The organism is Aeoliella straminimaris (genome assembly GCF_024054565.1).
In the GTDB taxonomy this organism is placed as follows: domain Bacteria; phylum Planctomycetota; class Planctomycetia; order Pirellulales; family Lacipirellulaceae; genus Aeoliella; species Aeoliella straminimaris.
The window spans coordinates 44819-60718 of sequence record NZ_JAMXLR010000073.1 but is presented as its reverse complement, the minus strand read 5'-3'; the positions used below and the strand labels follow the sequence as shown (position 1 = coordinate 60718).

Sequence of the window (15900 nt, the reverse complement as noted above, 5' to 3'; positions counted from 1 at the left end):
GAAAGATTGGTAAACACCTGCCCCGAATCCCTGGTCGCGACTGTTTATGTCAAACCTGATTATCGAGAACGTTTCGCACAGCTACGGGCCCAAGAAGGTGCTCAACGAGGTGAATCTCCGCGTCGGCGCGGGGCAAGTCGTCGCGCTCGTGGGCCCCAGTGGCTGCGGCAAATCGACCCTGCTGCGGGCCGTGCTCGGCACCCACCCGCCCACCGAGGGGCAGGTGCTGGTTGGTGGCAATCAGGTCGAACGTCCCACGCGCGATGTCGGCATCGTGTACCAGCACTACAGCCTGTACGAGTTCCTCACCGCCCGGCAGAACGTGGCGTTTGGCCTGCTGCTGGACCAGACTTCCACGCCCTATCGCGTGTTTCAATACTTCTCGTGGCGGAAGTTGCGCAAGCAACATTTGGAGCAAGCCGACGAGTTCCTTAAAAAGGTGGGCCTCCACGCCGCCCGTGATTTGTACCCCAGCGAGATGTCGGGCGGCATGCGGCAGCGGGTGGCCATCGCGCAAGCATTGATCATGGAGCCACGCATTCTGCTGCTGGACGAACCGTTCGGCGCTCTGGACGAAGCAACGCGGGAAGAACTGCAGTTGATGCTGCTGAAGCTGTACGCCGAAAACGTGCGAGCCCGCGAGGAAGACCGCGTGCCCCCCTACACGGTGATCATCGTCACGCACGAGTTGAACGAAGCCTTGTTTGTTAGCGACCGCGTCGTGGGCCTATCGCAATATCACAACGACGGGGCCAACGGAGCTACGATCGTGTACGACCGCGCGGCTCCCATCTTCGCGCCGGACCAGCCAAAGGACGTTACCCGCTTTGTCGAGCAGAAGGAAGAACTGATTAGTTGCGTCTTCAGCCCCTCGTTCCAGAAAGACCACCGCAAGTTCATCACCTTCTGGGCCCAACACGAAAAACAGCCGGTGGAAACGAAGGTTTGAGCACGTCCTCTCTCGAGTTGATCGGTTCGATGCGCGAGAAAAATAGCGCATAATGGGTTAGTCCGTCCAACACACTCATTGGTGGAGATGTGGCTAGCACCAGTTCCGCAATCGATTTTTTCTCCAGCGATTACTTCGAGGCTCGGCAACGCTTTGTTGCGGCCTGCGAAGCAGCGGGGGGGGAACATCATGCCCTGGAGCTGGCACTCGACGACCACTTCGAGCAACCACTGTCGATTGATATTGCCGTGATCGGGTCATCCCAAGCGACGCGATGGGTTGCACTCTCCAGCGGTGTGCATGGCGTCGAGGCGCCCCTCGGTTCGGCCTTGCAGCTCGCCGTGCTCGAGAATCTGCGCGCGATGACATTGCCGAAGGACGGGCAGTCGCTCGTGTTGATCCACGCGGTGAATCCTTATGGCTTTGCCATGCGTCGGCGGTTTAACGAGCAGAACGTCGATCTGAATCGCAACTTCCTGCTGCCCGACCAGCCGTACCACGGCGCACCACCACTCGCCGGCAAGTTCCGCAAGGTACTGGGGCCGCCCACCAGGCCACTCCGCATCGCTACCTCCACGCTGCGGATGGGCTACTTGGCCGCCAGGCACGGCAAGCGATCGTTCTGGGAGACCCTGCCCGTCGGACAGTACGATCACCCCGATTGGATTTTCTATGGCGGCCAGCGGCTCGCGCAGTCGGGCGAGTTGCTGGGCGCTTCGCTACCGAAACTGCTGCCCGCCGCCGAAGAGGTGATTCACCTCGACTTTCACACGGGGCTGGGGCGGTGGGCCAATTGCGAACTGCTGCTCTCCGAAAGCGAATCGTCGGATGGCGCTGCGTGGTGGCACGACAACTTCTCCGCGTTTCAAGTGGTCGAGTCGGATCAGATTAGCCGCTACCAGGTCCGCGGCAGCTTTGGTCCCTGGCTGCAGTCGCTGTTTCCCGACTGCCGATACCACTACGCCACGGCCGAGTTTGGCACTTACGCGGCCCTGCAGGTGGTTCGCTGCCTGGCGGACGAGAACCGCTGGACCCAATGGCAAGAGAACTTGCCGGCCACCCATTGGTCGCGCGTGCGATTGTCCGAGGCCTTCGCCCCCAAGCGGCCCAACTGGCGGCAGAAGTGCTTCGACACCGGCAGCCAACTGGTAGCACACGCGGCGAACGTGCTCGCCGGCTGAAACCTCGGAGTCACTGCTCGGGTTCGAAGTTGGTGATCACCCGTTGGAACTTGCTGCCCTGGTCGGAGGGCACCAGCCGATCGACCACTTCGACCTGCACCTCGAGTTCGGTAACGCCCTCGTCCGCCAGCCGCTCGAGTACCTGCTGCCGCACTTGCTGGGCATCGATGCTTGCCGAACCAATGGGCTCGACGCTTATCTGCAAAAACTTTGGACCGTCCTGCACGATCTGATACTCGCGAACCTCGGTGGTTTGTCCGATGGCTTGCTCGACAATCGCGGGGTGCACTGGTCTCAAGTTGCCATTGACCTGCGTGTAGAAAATCTCCGAGTTGCGTCCTTCGATTTCGGCGATCAGTGGCAGCGTGACATCGCAGTCGCAGTTTTTGCTGGCCATCACAACCACGTCGCCCACTTCGTAGCGAATGAACGGTTGGATCTGGTTGGCAAGGTTGGTGAGCAACACCTTGGCACCCCGCTCGCCGGCGGGAACGGGCTGGTTGTCGTCGTCCACCACCTCGAGGATGGCCCAGTCGGAATTGACGTGCATGCCCTGGCTCGTCATGCAGCCGCTGGTCAGGAACAGGCACTCGCCCATACCGTAGTCGTCCAGCACCGGCGCGCCGAACAGCTTCTCGTATCGCTTGCGGGGGCCGGCCATCAGCTTCTCGCTGATGTTAACCACTTGCTCCAGGTGATCGCCAAAATCGAGCTCGCCTGCTTCCACCGCACGGGCCAGTTCGTGCAGGATGCTGGCGTAGGTAGTCAGGTGCGTTGGCTTGAACTCTGCCAGTCGCGCCAGCAGATTCTCGTCGTTCAAGCTCAGTTGCAGTACGTCGATAAAGTTCTTGACGCCGTCGGGCATGTACTGAAACGCCGAACCCGACGGGTAGAATCCCGGCTTCAGGGTCACCGCTGCCAAACGGACCGGCTCGGTGAGGCGGGTAAACATCTCCTTCAGGTCCAGCGAGGTCCGATGCCCGCGGGCGGCCTGTAGAGCGAACATCAACTCGAAGTCGATGGGCGCCTTGACCAACAACAACGGCTGTCCGGTGCTACCAGAGGTGTGGCTGAGCACGTACCGCTCTTTGAACAGCTTGCCGAGGTTGGATTCGTCGTCAAAAAACGCCTCCACTTCGTTCTGCTTCACGTCGTCGACGGTCAGCCAACGATCGAAGTTCTCCATCACCTCTGACTTGTCACTGACGGGCAGGTCCGCGAGCTCACAGGTCTCCGGATTCACGTCAGCATACTTCTCCGCCAGGTACGGCGAGTTCTCCTTGGCGTGTGCCACCAGACGCCGCAGACGGGAAAGCTGCTTATCGGCAATCTTCTCGGGCGAAGCCGTCGACATCGACTTCAAGTGCAGGGCTCGCGCACCGAACCGCAGTGTTTCCCATAGCTCCATCGACGCCGCTCCTTGAAACGTAAACGTGGCCACTCAACCCAGAATGCCCGACGCCCTATTCTCGCAGTTGGCGACCAACGGACTAGATACCATGTGAAAGAATTCGGCCATTGGTCGCCCTATGACCAGCACCGCCCCGAGTCGATCGCGCAGGCCTCACGTCGACTGTCGATAGGCGCGGGGCGAGGTGCCGTAGTGCTTGCGGAACTGGCGAGAGAAGTAGTTACTATCATTGAACCCCACCGCATAGGCGATGTCGGTCACGCTGTCCGGCGACTGCCGCAACCGCCGGGCCGCGTGGGTAACGCGCAGTTGAATCAGGTAGGCAATCGGCGTGCAGCCGGTCGCCGCCTCGAACGCCCGCAGAAAGCTCCGCCGAGACATGCCGGCCATCTGGCACAACTGTTCGAGCTGAATCGCATCGGCGAAATGCGTTTGCAGGTGCGTAATGCACTCGGCGATTCGCAATAGCGCCCTGGAGTCGGAACTCTTGGCCTGTCCGTAGCAACGCGACAGGTATCCAACCAGTTGCATGAAGCAGGCCATCGCGATGCAGCGGAAACCGGGCGATCGCCGCTGCAGTTCGTCTTCCAGTTGATCGACGTACCCCATGGCCACCGCCAGTTCGGCGGATGAGAGCCGCAGGCGACTTTGAAACTGGTGGCGTTTCCGCCAGGCTGGCTCCAGCCGGAACAAGGCGTGATAGCCAGGCAGCGAACTGAGGTCCATCGGCTCTATCGACAGGCTGTTCTGGTCGAACATGATATTCACCAGTTGCAAGCGATCCATGTTCAAGTAGTCGTGCGGCCGTTCGCCGCCAATGGCAAAGACGTCGCCGGCCGAAAGCTGCCACGAATCTTCACCCGTAACGTGCAGTCCCCGCCCCCCGGTGATCAGCACCACTTCGGAGAACTCGTGGGCGTGCAGCCCGAATGGCTCCTGGGGGTCACGTCGCTCGATGACAATGGGAAATCCATCGGAATGAAACCAGTCGTCTTTCTTGAGAGTGCGAATCATCCGGCCGCCATTGCGGAATGCCCACGGCATTGCATGCAGCAAACTGTTTTGCTGCAAAGAGTTGCGAAAAGACCTCAGCCAATCGCGGAAGGCGACCAGCCTGGCACCATTGTGCTAGTAGACGTCACGATCGTCAAGGTTTTGCCCTCCTGCGTCGGTTAGAATCTGCCTTCGGTAACAGCGGTACCTCTTCCCAACTTCAGCATGCAGGCGGACTCTCCCATGCCTTCTAGCGATCAGCGTGTCGAGCAAGCGTACGAACTGGCCCGTGACCTTTACGCGTCCCTGGGCGTGGATGCCGAGCAGGCGATGTCGCGACTGCGGCAGATCCCTATCTCGTTGCACTGCTGGCAGGGCGACGATGTCGTCGGCTTCGAGCAGTCGGGCGACGAGCTGGGGGGCGGCCTGGCAGTCACCGGCAACTACCCCGGCAAGGCCAGCACCCCTGACGAGCTGCGGATGGACCTCCAGCAGGCCTATTCGCTGATTCCGGGCAACCACCGCCTGAACCTGCACGCCATCTACGGCGAGTTCGGCGATCACGTACCCGATCGCAACGAGATTGGCCCCGAGCATTTCACCGGCTGGATCGATTGGGCCAAGGAGCAACAGCTGGGGCTCGACTTCAACCCCACTTACTTTGCCCATCCTCTGGCCGCCGACGGCATGACGCTCTCGCACCCCGATGCCAAGATGCGGAACTTCTGGATCGAGCACGGCCAGGCTTGCCGGCAGATCGGTGCCACGATGGGCGCAGCGCTCGGCACGCCAGCGGTAACCAACTCTTGGATTCCCGATGGCATGAAAGACACTCCGGCCGATCGCAAGGCACCGCGCGAACGCTTGGCCGATTCGCTCGATGCGGTATTCGCCGAACCAATCGATCCGGCACAGAATCTCGACGCGGTGGAATGCAAGTTGTTCGGTATCGGCTCGGAAAGCTACGTGGTAGGCTCTCACGAGTTTTATCTGGGCTACGCGATTTCGCGACAGAAGCTGCTGTGCCTCGACGCAGGGCATTTTCATCCCACCGAGGTCATCTCCGACAAGATTTCGTCGGTCTTGACCTACGTGCCGGAGTTGCTGCTGCACGTCAGCCGGGGGGTTCGCTGGGATAGCGATCACGTGGTGACTTACAACCAAGAGCTCTACGAAATCGCCGCCGAACTGGTCCGCGGTGGCTATCTCGAGCGGACGCACATCGGCCTCGACTTCTTCGACGCCAGCATCAACCGCATCGCCGCCTGGGCAATCGGCACACGCAACATGATCAAGGCGCTGCTCGCGGCGCTGTTGGAGCCAACGGCCAAACTGCGCGAGTTTGAGGAACAAGGCGACTTTACCGCCCGGCTGGCCCTGATGGAGGAAATAAAAACCCTGCCACTCGGCCCGGTTTGGGATTACTATTGTCTGCAAGCGGGCGTGCCGGTCGGTATGGATTGGCTGGACCAGGTACGCCAGTACGAGCGGTCAACTCTTATCAACAGGTCGGGTACCCCGGCCGTGCTGTAGTCTTGCAGGGAGATTTGCATGGCGGACGAGCAATCGACAGGCGGCGAATTCGAACGCGAGCCGGTACCGGATTCGGCGCTCAAGGGACCGGGGAAATTCTGGGGCATGTACGCCGGCGAGCACGCCGCAGGTACGGAGTTCATGATTGGCCCCCTGTTTCTAGGTGCGGGAGCCAGCCTGCAGGACTTGATCCTGGGCTTGCTGCTGGGGAACATCCTGGCGGTGCTCACCTGGCGGTTCCTGGTGGTGCCGATCGCCATGGCCAAGCGGATGACGCTCTACTATCAACTCGAGCGGATCGCGGGTGGTTCGATGGTGAAGCTCTACAACGTGGTGAATGGCGTGCTGTTCTGCTTCCTGGCGGGTGCAATGATTACCGTGTCGGCCACCGCCGTGGGCGTGCCGCTGGGCGTTGAATTCGCTGTGCCCGAGGAACTGTTCGGGCTGGGCCAACCGTCGTTTACGCTGCTAGTAGTAATTGTAGGCGCAGTCATTGCGGTGATTGCAGCCGCCGGGTACGAAATGGTTGCCCGTGTGGCTAACATCGCGGCTCCGTGGATGATTGCCATTTTTGCCGCCTGCGGGTTAGTTTCGATGGCCCAGATGGATGTCTCCAGTTGGACGTCGTTGATCGCCAATTGGGACTCGGCCGTGGCATTTGTTCAGGAACGGGACCCGCAGAGTTTTTCCTTCACACAGATCGTCATCTTTGCCTGGCTCTGCAACGGAGCGATGCATTTTGGTATGTCGGATCTTTCGATCTTCCGCTTCGCTCGCGACAAATCCTCCGGCTGGGCGCCAGCAATTGGAATGTTTCTGGGGCATTACATGGCATGGATTGCGGCCGCTTTGATGCTCGCTGCTGCCATCAAGCTCAGTCAGCAATCGGGCAACTTCGAAGCGCTGCTGAACAGCGAGGGAAAAGTCGTTGCCAACCCAGGCTGGCTGGCAGCGGAGGCTGTCGGGTGGACTGGCATCCTGTGCGTAATCATCGCCGGCTGGACCACAGCCAACCCGACGATCTACCGCGCGGGACTGGCGTTCCAGGGGATCTTTCCCAAAAGTTCCCGCATTGCCATGACGCTCGTGGCCGGACTGGTTGCCACCATTGCCGGAGCATTTCCGAACCTCTCCGCCAAACTGCTCGACTTCGTCGGCACCTACGGCACGGTACTGGGGCCGATGGGGGCGGTGATTTTCGTCGACTTCTACCTGATGCGTAAATTTGGCTTGGCCGACGAATACTCAACACACGCGAAGTCTTCGTTCAACATTGCCGTACTGCTGGCCTGGGTACTACCGGTAGCCGTAGGACTCTACCTGATCTTCTGGCAAGGCGTGTTCGCCGCTTATCTTGTGATCCCCTGCTGGATAGTCTGTGGCCTGCTGTACCTGGTACTGTCGAAGGTGCTCCAGCGTCCGGTGCCGAGTTACGATCAATTAGCGAACAACTGAGCGGAGAATCGAACATGAATCCTCTGAAAATCGTTTCTTTGGCAGCCCTGGCGGTCACGATCGTCCCCAGTTTGCTGTACTTGGGTGGGGTACTCTCCCACGATGTGGTACTGTGGATGGCGATCATCGGCACCGTGTGTTGGTTCGCGACCACTCCCCTGTGGATGGATCGCACGCCACAAGTCGACGACGCCGAAGTCGAAATCTAATTTCCCAGCATCTATTCTCCGTTGAAGAGCGGCGGCCCTGCACGGCCGAACCGAGTCAATACTGTTTCCCATGACGCATCACTACATCGCTTGCGACCTGGGCGCCGAGAGTGGCCGTGTGATTCTTGGCACGCTCGCCGGCGACAAGCTGTCGCTCGACGAAATCCATCGGTTTCCTAACCACGCGGTCCGTGTCGCCGGCACCATGCGGTGGAATATCCTCGGCATCTTCGAGCAATTGAAAGAAGGCTTGCGGAAGATAGCCGAGCGCGGCATTCAGCCCGCGGGCGTAAGTGTCGACTCGTGGGGCGTCGACTATGTCTGGATGGGCGATGGCCAACCGATGCTCACGCTGCCGTACCACTACCGCGATCCGCGCACCAATGCCACGTACAAGTCGGCACTGGAGTCGATCGGGCGGCAGACCATCTTCGCCGAGACCGGCATCCAGTTCATGCCGCTCAACACGATGTATCAGCTGTTGGCCGACGTGCAGCAAAGCCCCGCGGTCCTGCAACTCGCTACGCAGTTCCTCAACATCGCCGACTACCTGAACTATCTGTTCAGTGGCGTCGGCCGTAGCGAGGCGAGCCTGGCCAGCACCACGCAGATGTACAATCCGGTGTCGGGCGACTGGTCCACACCGCTCATCGAAGCCTGTGGCCTCCGCCGCGATGCCTTTCCCGAGATCGTGCCCTCCGGCACCAAGCTCGGCGCACTTTCGGCTGAACTGCAGGATGAAACAGGGCTCAGCGACGCCCAAGTGATCGCCAGTTGCTCGCACGATACCGGCGCCGCGGTGGCCGCGGTGCCGGCCGAAGGAGACGATTGGGCTTACCTCAGCTCGGGCACCTGGTCTTTGATCGGCGTGGAACTACCCGAGCCGCTGATTAACGATACGGCTCGCGAAGAAAACTTCACCAACGAGGTCGGATACGGCGGCACCATACGCTTCCTCAAGAATATCATTGGTTTGTGGCTGCTGCAGGAGTGCCGCCGGGCGTGGCAGCGCGAAGGGCAAACCTTGGACTACGCCGAACTGACCGACCTGGCCGCCGAGTCCGAGCCGTTCCGCTCGATCATCAACCCCAACGATCCGCGTTTCTTGCAGCCCGAGCACATGCCGACGGCCATCACCAGCTACTGCCAGCAGACGGGCCAATCGGTACCGGAAACACCAGGACAGTTCACCCGCTGCATTCTGGAAAGTCTCGCGCTGATGTACGGCCAAATGCTCGGGACCCTCGAGTCGCTCACCGGCCGCCAGATCCGTCGACTGCATATCGTGGGAGGTGGCAGCCAAAGCAAGCTGCTCAACCAGTTTGCCGCCGACGCTACGGGCCGCACGGTGCTGGCCGGACCGGTCGAAGCGACCGCCATTGGCAACGTGCTAATCCAGGCCACGGCGCTCGGGCAACTCGACGATCTGGTTTCGTTGCGCCGCGTGGTGCGGAACTCGTTTGGCATCGACTCGTTCGAGCCCACTGGTGGCGACGCGTGGAGCGAAACGCAGCAGCGCTTCGCCAACTTGCGAACCGCCCGTTAGAACAGCTAAGATTCTGCGAACTGCTGTTCGCTCCTAGCCCACCAATCCCACGTTGCCACGATGCCCGATCCCGATTGCGACCCGCTCGACCTGGCGCTCGTCACGCAGGAGACGGGCATCGAACGTGTTCACTACTTCGACCAGACCGACTCGACCAACACCCAGGCGCTGGCCCACGCCGCTGGGTCCAGCGAACCACTCAACGAGCTATTTGTCGCCCAACAGCAGACCGGCGGACGCGGTCGGGGGCAGAATCGCTGGTGGTCCGACGATGGCTCACTCACCTGGTCGGTACTCACGCGACCTCTCACGGTTCCCCCGGCCCATCTTCCCCAGGTTTCGCTAACCATGGGGCTGGCCATCTGCGAAGCGGTCGAACAATTTGTCGAAGGCGACGTCTCCCTTAAGTGGCCCAACGATGTCTTCCTGAACCACCGCAAGGCAGCGGGTATCCTCATCGAGCTACCAGCCAGCACGCCTCCCCGGCTGGTCGTTGGTGTGGGACTGAACGTGAACAATTCCACACGCAATGCCCCCGCCGAACTGCGTGAATCCGCGATTGCGATGTGCGATGCGTTGCCCACCAGCGGGCTGCAGCTCGATCGGACCGCCGTACTGGTGGCGTGCCTGTCGCAGATGGAAGAACAGCTTGCGCGATTTGAAAACGGCGACCCCTCGCTCGCCAGCGACTGGCGAAGCCGCTCGCTGCTAACCGGCCGGCAGATTCGCGTAGAAACGCCGCGTCAGATGATCGAGGGGCGCTGCGAAGGCCTTGCCGACGACGGCGCGCTGTGCATCCAGACCTCCGGCGGCATCCAGCAACTATACGGTGGGGTAGTTGTCGATTTTCAATAATCGCCCCCAGGCCCGGATTCAAATCCGCGCACCGGGCGACTATCCTAGTGCTTTGTCGAATGAATCATTCGACGTACTTCCCTTGATGATCCAGACACTCGGTTCGCACGCGGTAACTACCTTTTCAACAGGATCGACCAAGTGGCGGCAATCCAACCTATGATCTTCGCAGCCGGCGCCGTGCTAGCGCAGGCTGCCGACGAACCGTCGCGCGGCTGGCAGGCAGTAGTGGAAGGCAATGGCATCGCTATCTCCCTGATGGGGATGACCATCGTCTTCGTAGCATTGGTTCTGATCACCGTATTCATTGCGATGGTGCCCAGCCTCCTCGCGTGGCTCGATCCCATCCTGCCCAAAGGCCACAGTCACCACGCGCCGCCCACGCCCGACGAACAGTCACCGCTGGACCAGGAAAGAGTCGTCGCAGCGATAGGTATGGTGTTGCATACCGAGTTCCAGAAGACGCTCAGCCAGTCCAAGTGACCTGCCACGCGCACCCTGCTCCTCCACCGCTTCCCCCTTGCACCCAGTACGCCCGACCAGATGGATATCCTCCAGCAGTTTCTCCAGACCACCGGCTTCGCCAACATGACGTGGGGCAACGCCGGCATGATTCTCATCGGGCTGGTGTTCATTTCCTTGGCCATCATCAAGGACTATGAACCATTGCTGCTGGTGCCAATCGGATTCGGCATTCTCATCGGCAACATCCCCACTACCGAAGACATGGCCCTCGGCGTTTACGACGAGGGCAGCGTCCTCCGTTACATCTATTTCGGTGTGAGCCAGGGCATCTTTCCACCGCTCATCTTCCTGGGCATCGGAGCGATGACCGATTTCTCCACGATGCTTTCGAATCCAAAGCTCGTGCTGCTCGGTGCCGCGGCGCAGATGGGCATTTTTCTCACACTACTCGGCGCGCTTTACCTTGGCTTCGATGCAGCCCAAGCCGGCGCCATTGGCATCATCGGTGGAGCGGATGGGCCGACGGCTATCTTCCTGGCCTCGAAGTTGGCACCAAATCTGCTGGGGGCCATCGCTATCGCCGCCTACTCCTACATGGCGCTGGTGCCGGTAATCCAACCACCCATCATGAAGCTGCTCACCACCCGCGAGGAACGGCTCATCCACATGAAACCGCCGCGGCACGTTACCCGTCGCGAGAAGATCATTTTCCCGATCGCCGCGTTCCTGATCTGCACCATGATCGCACCCGGCTCCATCGTGCTGATCGGCATGCTGTTTCTCGGCAACCTGCTGAAGGAAAGCACCGTGACCGAGCGACTGGCCAACAGTGCCCGCACCGCGATGATCGACATCGTGACCATCCTGCTTGGCTTTTCGGTGGGCGCCAGCACCGATGCCAGCCGATTTCTCACCCGCGACTCGCTGATGATCTTCGGCCTCGGTGCGCTATCATTCGCCATCGCCACCGCCAGCGGCGTGCTATTCGCCAAGTTCATGAACCTGTTCCTCACCCACAAGATCAACCCGCTGGTTGGTGCGGCCGGCGTATCGGCCGTGCCCGACTCAGCGCGGGTGGTGCAGATGGTCGGACAGAAAGAGGACCCGCACAACTTCCTGCTGATGCACGCCATGGCCCCCAATGTGGCGGGCGTAATCGGCTCGGCCGTAGCTGCCGGTGTGCTGTGGAGCGTGCTGGGTAATTGAGGTGAGTGCGTAAGTAGGTGAGTAGGTGACCGGATGGCGTATGAGAGCAACTTTCGACTGGACGACTTCGAGCTATACAACGCGTGCCGAAATTTCCGCAAGAAGGTGTATCAACTGATTCGGCAACTTCCCACAGAGGAAAAATACTGCCTAGCAAACCAGATGAGGCGAGCGGCCGTATCTGTCTCGAACAACATTGCCGAAGGTCATGGCCGATGGTACTACCAGGAGAGCATTCGGTTTTGTCGAATCTCGAGAGGGTCGGTAGAGGAACTTATCGATGATTTCAATGTATGTCTTGACGAAGAGTATGGTGAAACGCCATTTGTTGAACACCTGAAAAGCGAAGCCGACTTAGTAATTGCCCGCATCAATAGCTACATTTCTTACCTTCGACGGTCGAAACAAGGAACTCCACCTGAGACGAGATGACTACATACTCACCTACTCACTTACTCACCTGAGCTTCCACTGGATGCTGCCAGTCCCTAAAACGTACCGAGCTGAGTATCACTGTGACCAAAAAAAGAGTTGACTTCATGTGCACCGCGTTCCGTGACGGATTTCAGTCCGCCTACGGAGCTCGCGTGCAGACCAAGGACTTCCTGCCCGCGCTCGAGGCAGCGCGGGATGCAGGGATCGACTATTTCGAGGCGGGCGGGGGTGCGCGGTTCCAGTCGCTGTACTTTTACTGCCAGGAAGACGCCTTCGACATGATGGACGCCTTCCGCCAGACGGCCGGGCCCGATGCCAACTTGCAGACCTTGGCCCGCGGCGTGAACGTGGTCGGGCTGGAGTCGCAGTCGAGCGACGTGATCAAGATGCATGCCGAGTTGTTCCACAAACACGGCATCACCACCATCCGCAACTTCGACGCCCTGAACGACGTCAACAATCTGATTTACAGCGGCCAGTGCATCGCCGATGCCGGACTGTTGCATCAGGTGGTGGTGACCATGATGGAACTGCCACCCGGCTGCGAAGGCGCGCACGACGCCGACTTCTACGCTGACACGCTGCAGCAGATTCTCGATGCCGATATTCCCTACGACGCGGTCTGCTTCAAGGATGCCTCTGGCACGGCGGTGCCATCGAAGGTGTACGAAACCATCAAGCGGGCGCGGAAGATGCTGCCGGCGGACGCTTACATTCATTTCCACACGCACGAAACGGCCGGCGTCAGCGTGCTGGCCAACAAGGCGGCCCTCGACGCGGGCGCCAACGCCATCGACCTGTCGCTGGCCCCCTGCTCTGGCGGAACTTGCCAGCCCGATGTGTTGGTAATGTGGCACGCCCTGCGTGGCAGCGAGTACGAACTGGACGTCGACATCGACAAGGTTCGCGAGGCGGAGGAGATCTTCAAGGAGTGCATGGCCGATTACTTCCTGCCGCCCGAAGCGGTGGCGGTCGAGCCGCTGATTCCCTGGAGCCCCATGCCCGGCGGCGCGCTAACGGCCAACACCCAGATGCTGCGCGACAACGGCATCATGGAAAAATACCCGGATATGATCCGAGCCATGAGCGAGGTGGTTCGCCTCGGCGGTTACGGCACGTCTGTCACGCCTGTTTCGCAGTTCTACTTCCAGCAGGCCTTCAACAACGTGATGTTCGGCCCGTGGGAAAAGATTGCCGAGCCGTACGGCCAAATGGTGCTCGGCTACTTTGGCAAAACCCCCGTGCCGCCCGATCCGAAGATCGTGGAATTGGCCTCCAAGCAATTGGAGCTCGAACCGACCACCGACCCTCCGCTGGAGCGTAACGACGCCGATCCCAACAAGGGACTCGAAGCGGCCCGCAAGAAGCTCAAGGAAAACAACCTTCCCGAGACCGACGAGAACCTGTTCATCGTCGCCACGTGCAAGGACAAAGGCCTGGCCTTCCTCCAAGGCAAGGCAGAATTCGGGGTGAGAAAGGTCGACAAGCCGGCGGAAGCCGCCTCGGCTGCCGGAGTCGCCACGCCACCGGCCCCCGGCCAACCCGCCGAGTACACGGTCACTGTCGATGGCAAAGACTATTTCCTGGCTTTCAACGGCAACAACGTCGTGGTCGACGGAAACGTCTTTCAGGTGTCGCTCGCCCCGCGGTCGGGCGACTCGAGCGAAACCGCAGCCCCTGCCACCTCGGGCGCCACGACTAGCGTCAAGGCACAGATGCCGGGCGTGCTCCTGAAAGCCAAGGTGAATCCCGGCGACCGTGTTTCGTCTGGCCAGGCGCTGTTCATCCTCGAAGCAATGAAGATGGAAGTGCCCGTCGCGTCGCCCTGCGACGGCGTAGTCAAAGAAGTGATGGTGCAACCGGGGCAGCAAGTTGCCAACGGCCAGGAACTGGCCATTCTGGGTTAAGCCATCGCCCGATACGCTGCGTGACGATAGTACTTGGGCCGCGAGTCGAGCCGCACGTGCAGCCACGGCACTCCGCCACCCGCCGTATTCACCCACATCCGTCGGTCCGATAACCCATCGAGCACGGCCATGGCCACCGCCCGCCACATGGCATCCGTTTGCTGGGCGGGAGCCTCGCGGAGGAAACTCGCAAGGTGGCAGTACGCCGAGTCACTCCCCATGGGGCAAGGCACAATTAACGTAGCATCGCCGCTCAGATTCTTGAACACGGCCACATCGTCGGGCCACGATTGGGTGAAGTGCTCCTTGAAGGCCGACCTCGATGCGGGGCGATCCAGGCCGGGACTATCAAGCACCACGCATTCAAACGGTTGGTCAGCCGAAGATGGATCCAGCGGTGGCGTCTCCCACCTGAGAGCCCGATAGCCAAACGATGTCACGAGGTTTGAGAAGCTGCGACGGTGCGTTTCATGGGTCGCGAGCGCTTCGTAAAAATCGCGAACCGTGACCGGTTGACCATCGCCGGTCAACTCAATCCTCTGACACCGCTCCGCCGCCAGGCTGGTGACGTTCTCCGTCCACATGTCGGGCGTGCTCCATAGCACCTTGCTGGGGGCAAACTAACCTGCCGCCTCGTCGCCTGGGCCGTACATTCCTGGGATGGCAATTTTATTCAGCCGCAGGTAAGTCAGCAGGATCGCCCGATGGTGGATCGTGTGGTTCAGGACGAACGAACGAATTACCACCGCGCGGGGCATCGTGAACATCACCTGGCCTTGCTTGAGCAGCGACCACGGTTTCATGATGTCCTCGTCGCTCACCTTTTCGATTGCCGCCCGAGCGGCGGCGACGTTCTCATCGAACGACGCCAGAATCTCCCCATTACTTTTAAGAATTGGAGTCTGATACTGCTCGCCTCCTTCGGGTTGGACATCGAACGAATCGTTCTCCAGCGTCATCACCGTCCAGGTAAGCAGATTGGCCAGGTGGCTCGCATTCCAGCCAATGGTGTGCGCCGTCTCGGTGGCTTTCCAATCGAGTTTGTCGTCCGGCACGAGCGCCAGTACCTTACGGGTGTTAGCCATCTCCTGGTCGAACTCGGGTAAAATCATTTGGGCGTAGGACATCGCGCGCTCCTTTAAGGATGGGGATTACTCCAGCTCACCACACAACGCTGAAAGTATACACGCGAACACCACCCCGTCAACCATCACCGATCTACCCGTGCCGCAAAGCTTAGCCGACAATCTTGTCATAGTCGGCGTGACTACCAATCCACACCCAGATGTATCCTTGCTCGCCCTTCACGGCCAGCGCACGATAGTGTTGCCCTACACGCGCAGACCAGAACTGACCAACTTTCTTGAAATGCAGCGAAGGGTGCGCGGAATTGTCCTTCAGAAGTGCAAAATTGTTCCTGGCGACTTGCTGGACTTGTTTTGGGAGAGCGTCGAATCGCTTCCAGAACTCGGGAGTGGTGCGATGCATAAGCGGTGCGCTGGATTACAAGTCCTGCAACTCATCGTTGCTGACGGCACGCTTCGCTTCTTGCACCAGAAAGTCCAACTTACCCGCTGCACTATCGGCTTCAATCTGATCATCCCACTGTTGCCAATCGCGCTGTTCAAACCAAGCGCGAAACCGAGCAAGCTCTTCCGCAGATAGGGATTCGATGGCAGTTTGTATGGATTCGACAGTCATGCTAATTTTCCTGCAATCCTATTATACGCCGCGCATCAAGCTGAAGCGAGCCGA

Annotated in this window: 17 protein-coding genes; 11 read left to right on the top strand and 6 right to left on the bottom strand. The window is 60.0% G+C overall.

All coding sequences use genetic code 11. The features are described from left to right. Window positions 1-46 precede the first annotated feature (46 nt). The gene (locus NG895_RS21305) at window positions 47-949 is read left to right on the top strand and encodes an ABC transporter ATP-binding protein (protein WP_252854558.1); all 903 of its coding nucleotides are present in this window, start codon (window positions 47-49) and stop codon (window positions 947-949) included. Between the two features lie 89 nt (window positions 950-1038). After that, window positions 1039-2130, top strand: a complete 1092-nt coding sequence (locus NG895_RS21300; protein WP_252854557.1) for a DUF2817 domain-containing protein — start codon at window positions 1039-1041, stop codon at window positions 2128-2130. A 10-nt stretch (window positions 2131-2140) separates the two neighbouring features. Here NG895_RS21300 and NG895_RS21295 read toward each other — a convergent pair whose 3' ends face one another. Together NG895_RS21295 and NG895_RS21290 are read right to left on the bottom strand one after the other, a co-directional pair. Then, the gene (locus NG895_RS21295; RefSeq protein WP_252854556.1) at window positions 2141-3538 is read right to left on the bottom strand and encodes a phenylacetate--CoA ligase family protein; all 1398 of its coding nucleotides are present in this window, start codon (window positions 3536-3538) and stop codon (window positions 2141-2143) included. A gap of 156 nt (window positions 3539-3694) precedes the next feature. Further along, window positions 3695-4555 carry a helix-turn-helix domain-containing protein gene (locus NG895_RS21290; protein WP_252854555.1) on the bottom strand — a complete coding sequence of 287 codons (861 nt, stop codon included), beginning with the start codon at window positions 4553-4555 and terminating at the stop codon, window positions 3695-3697. Window positions 4556-4777: 222 nt separating this feature from the next. On the opposite strand from NG895_RS21290, the gene NG895_RS21285 reads away from it, so the two are divergent. The 9 genes from NG895_RS21285 (at window position 4778) to NG895_RS21250 (ending at window position 14145) form a co-directional block, all read left to right on the top strand. After that, window positions 4778-6067 carry an L-rhamnose isomerase gene (locus tag NG895_RS21285; protein ID WP_252854554.1) on the top strand — a complete coding sequence of 430 codons (1290 nt, stop codon included), beginning with the start codon at window positions 4778-4780 and terminating at the stop codon, window positions 6065-6067. Between the two features lie 18 nt (window positions 6068-6085). Then, entirely contained in the window at window positions 6086-7522 is a 1437-nt protein-coding gene (locus NG895_RS21280) for a purine-cytosine permease family protein (RefSeq protein WP_252854553.1), read from the top strand. A gap of 14 nt (window positions 7523-7536) precedes the next feature. Then, on the top strand, window positions 7537-7731 hold the full coding sequence (locus tag NG895_RS21275) for a hypothetical protein (RefSeq protein WP_252854552.1): 195 nt from the start codon (window positions 7537-7539) through the stop codon (window positions 7729-7731). Between the two features lie 70 nt (window positions 7732-7801). Beyond that, window positions 7802-9277, top strand: a complete 1476-nt coding sequence (locus NG895_RS21270; RefSeq protein WP_252854551.1) for a rhamnulokinase — start codon at window positions 7802-7804, stop codon at window positions 9275-9277. 60 nt (window positions 9278-9337) lie between these two features. Then, window positions 9338-10132 (top strand): biotin--[acetyl-CoA-carboxylase] ligase, encoded by a 795-nt coding sequence (locus tag NG895_RS21265; protein ID WP_252854550.1) that lies wholly within the window; start codon window positions 9338-9340, stop codon window positions 10130-10132. 159 nt (window positions 10133-10291) lie between these two features. Continuing rightward, entirely contained in the window at window positions 10292-10615 is a 324-nt protein-coding gene (locus NG895_RS21260) for an OadG family protein (RefSeq protein WP_252854549.1), read from the top strand. 60 nt (window positions 10616-10675) lie between these two features. Beyond that, the gene (locus NG895_RS21255; protein ID WP_252854548.1) at window positions 10676-11803 is read left to right on the top strand and encodes a sodium ion-translocating decarboxylase subunit beta; all 1128 of its coding nucleotides are present in this window, start codon (window positions 10676-10678) and stop codon (window positions 11801-11803) included. 33 nt (window positions 11804-11836) lie between these two features. Then, window positions 11837-12235: a four helix bundle protein gene (locus tag NG895_RS30950; RefSeq protein WP_425267246.1), complete on the top strand. Its 399-nt coding sequence runs from the start codon at window positions 11837-11839 to the stop codon at window positions 12233-12235. 107 nt (window positions 12236-12342) lie between these two features. Then, on the top strand, window positions 12343-14145 hold the full coding sequence (locus tag NG895_RS21250) for a biotin/lipoyl-containing protein (RefSeq protein ID WP_252854547.1): 1803 nt from the start codon (window positions 12343-12345) through the stop codon (window positions 14143-14145). Here the strand turns inward: NG895_RS21250 and NG895_RS21245 are convergent. The 4 genes from NG895_RS21245 to NG895_RS21230 form a co-directional block, all read right to left on the bottom strand. After that, window positions 14142-14729 carry a DUF6940 family protein gene (locus NG895_RS21245; RefSeq protein ID WP_252854546.1) on the bottom strand — a complete coding sequence of 196 codons (588 nt, stop codon included), beginning with the start codon at window positions 14727-14729 and terminating at the stop codon, window positions 14142-14144. The two genes, NG895_RS21250 and NG895_RS21245, sit on opposite strands and share 4 nt — an antisense overlap. Window positions 14730-14765: 36 nt before the next feature. Next, on the bottom strand, window positions 14766-15272 hold the full coding sequence (locus NG895_RS21240; RefSeq protein WP_252854545.1) for a DinB family protein: 507 nt from the start codon (window positions 15270-15272) through the stop codon (window positions 14766-14768). 109 nt (window positions 15273-15381) lie between these two features. After that, window positions 15382-15633 carry a ParE family toxin-like protein gene (locus NG895_RS21235; RefSeq protein ID WP_252854544.1) on the bottom strand — a complete coding sequence of 84 codons (252 nt, stop codon included), beginning with the start codon at window positions 15631-15633 and terminating at the stop codon, window positions 15382-15384. A 15-nt stretch (window positions 15634-15648) separates the two neighbouring features. Continuing rightward, entirely contained in the window at window positions 15649-15846 is a 198-nt protein-coding gene (locus tag NG895_RS21230; RefSeq protein WP_252854543.1) for a hypothetical protein, read from the bottom strand. Window positions 15847-15900 lie beyond the last annotated feature (54 nt).

Bases quoted from the DNA above. Each gene is read 5' to 3' on its own strand.
- NG895_RS21245 (WP_252854546.1), bottom strand. From the start codon at position 14,729: ATGTGGACGGAGAACGTCACCAGCCTGGCGGCGGAGCGGTGTCAGAGG.
- NG895_RS21265 (WP_252854550.1), top strand. From the start codon at position 9,338: ATGCCCGATCCCGATTGCGACCCGCTCGACCTGGCGCTCGTCACGCAG.
- NG895_RS21280 (WP_252854553.1), top strand. From the start codon at position 6,086: ATGGCGGACGAGCAATCGACAGGCGGCGAATTCGAACGCGAGCCGGTA.
- NG895_RS21305 (WP_252854558.1), top strand. From the start codon at position 47: ATGTCAAACCTGATTATCGAGAACGTTTCGCACAGCTACGGGCCCAAG.
- NG895_RS21295 (WP_252854556.1), bottom strand. From the start codon at position 3,538: ATGGAGCTATGGGAAACACTGCGGTTCGGTGCGCGAGCCCTGCACTTG.
- NG895_RS21235 (WP_252854544.1), bottom strand. From the start codon at position 15,633: ATGCATCGCACCACTCCCGAGTTCTGGAAGCGATTCGACGCTCTCCCA.
- NG895_RS21250 (WP_252854547.1), top strand. From the start codon at position 12,343: ATGTGCACCGCGTTCCGTGACGGATTTCAGTCCGCCTACGGAGCTCGC.
- NG895_RS21275 (WP_252854552.1), top strand. From the start codon at position 7,537: ATGAATCCTCTGAAAATCGTTTCTTTGGCAGCCCTGGCGGTCACGATC.
- NG895_RS21285 (WP_252854554.1), top strand. From the start codon at position 4,778: ATGCCTTCTAGCGATCAGCGTGTCGAGCAAGCGTACGAACTGGCCCGT.
- NG895_RS30950 (WP_425267246.1), top strand. From the start codon at position 11,837: ATGGCGTATGAGAGCAACTTTCGACTGGACGACTTCGAGCTATACAAC.
- NG895_RS21260 (WP_252854549.1), top strand. From the start codon at position 10,292: ATGATCTTCGCAGCCGGCGCCGTGCTAGCGCAGGCTGCCGACGAACCG.
- NG895_RS21270 (WP_252854551.1), top strand. From the start codon at position 7,802: ATGACGCATCACTACATCGCTTGCGACCTGGGCGCCGAGAGTGGCCGT.
- NG895_RS21240 (WP_252854545.1), bottom strand. From the start codon at position 15,272: ATGTCCTACGCCCAAATGATTTTACCCGAGTTCGACCAGGAGATGGCT.
- NG895_RS21230 (WP_252854543.1), bottom strand. From the start codon at position 15,846: ATGACTGTCGAATCCATACAAACTGCCATCGAATCCCTATCTGCGGAA.
- NG895_RS21255 (WP_252854548.1), top strand. From the start codon at position 10,676: ATGGATATCCTCCAGCAGTTTCTCCAGACCACCGGCTTCGCCAACATG.
- NG895_RS21290 (WP_252854555.1), bottom strand. From the start codon at position 4,555: ATGATTCGCACTCTCAAGAAAGACGACTGGTTTCATTCCGATGGATTT.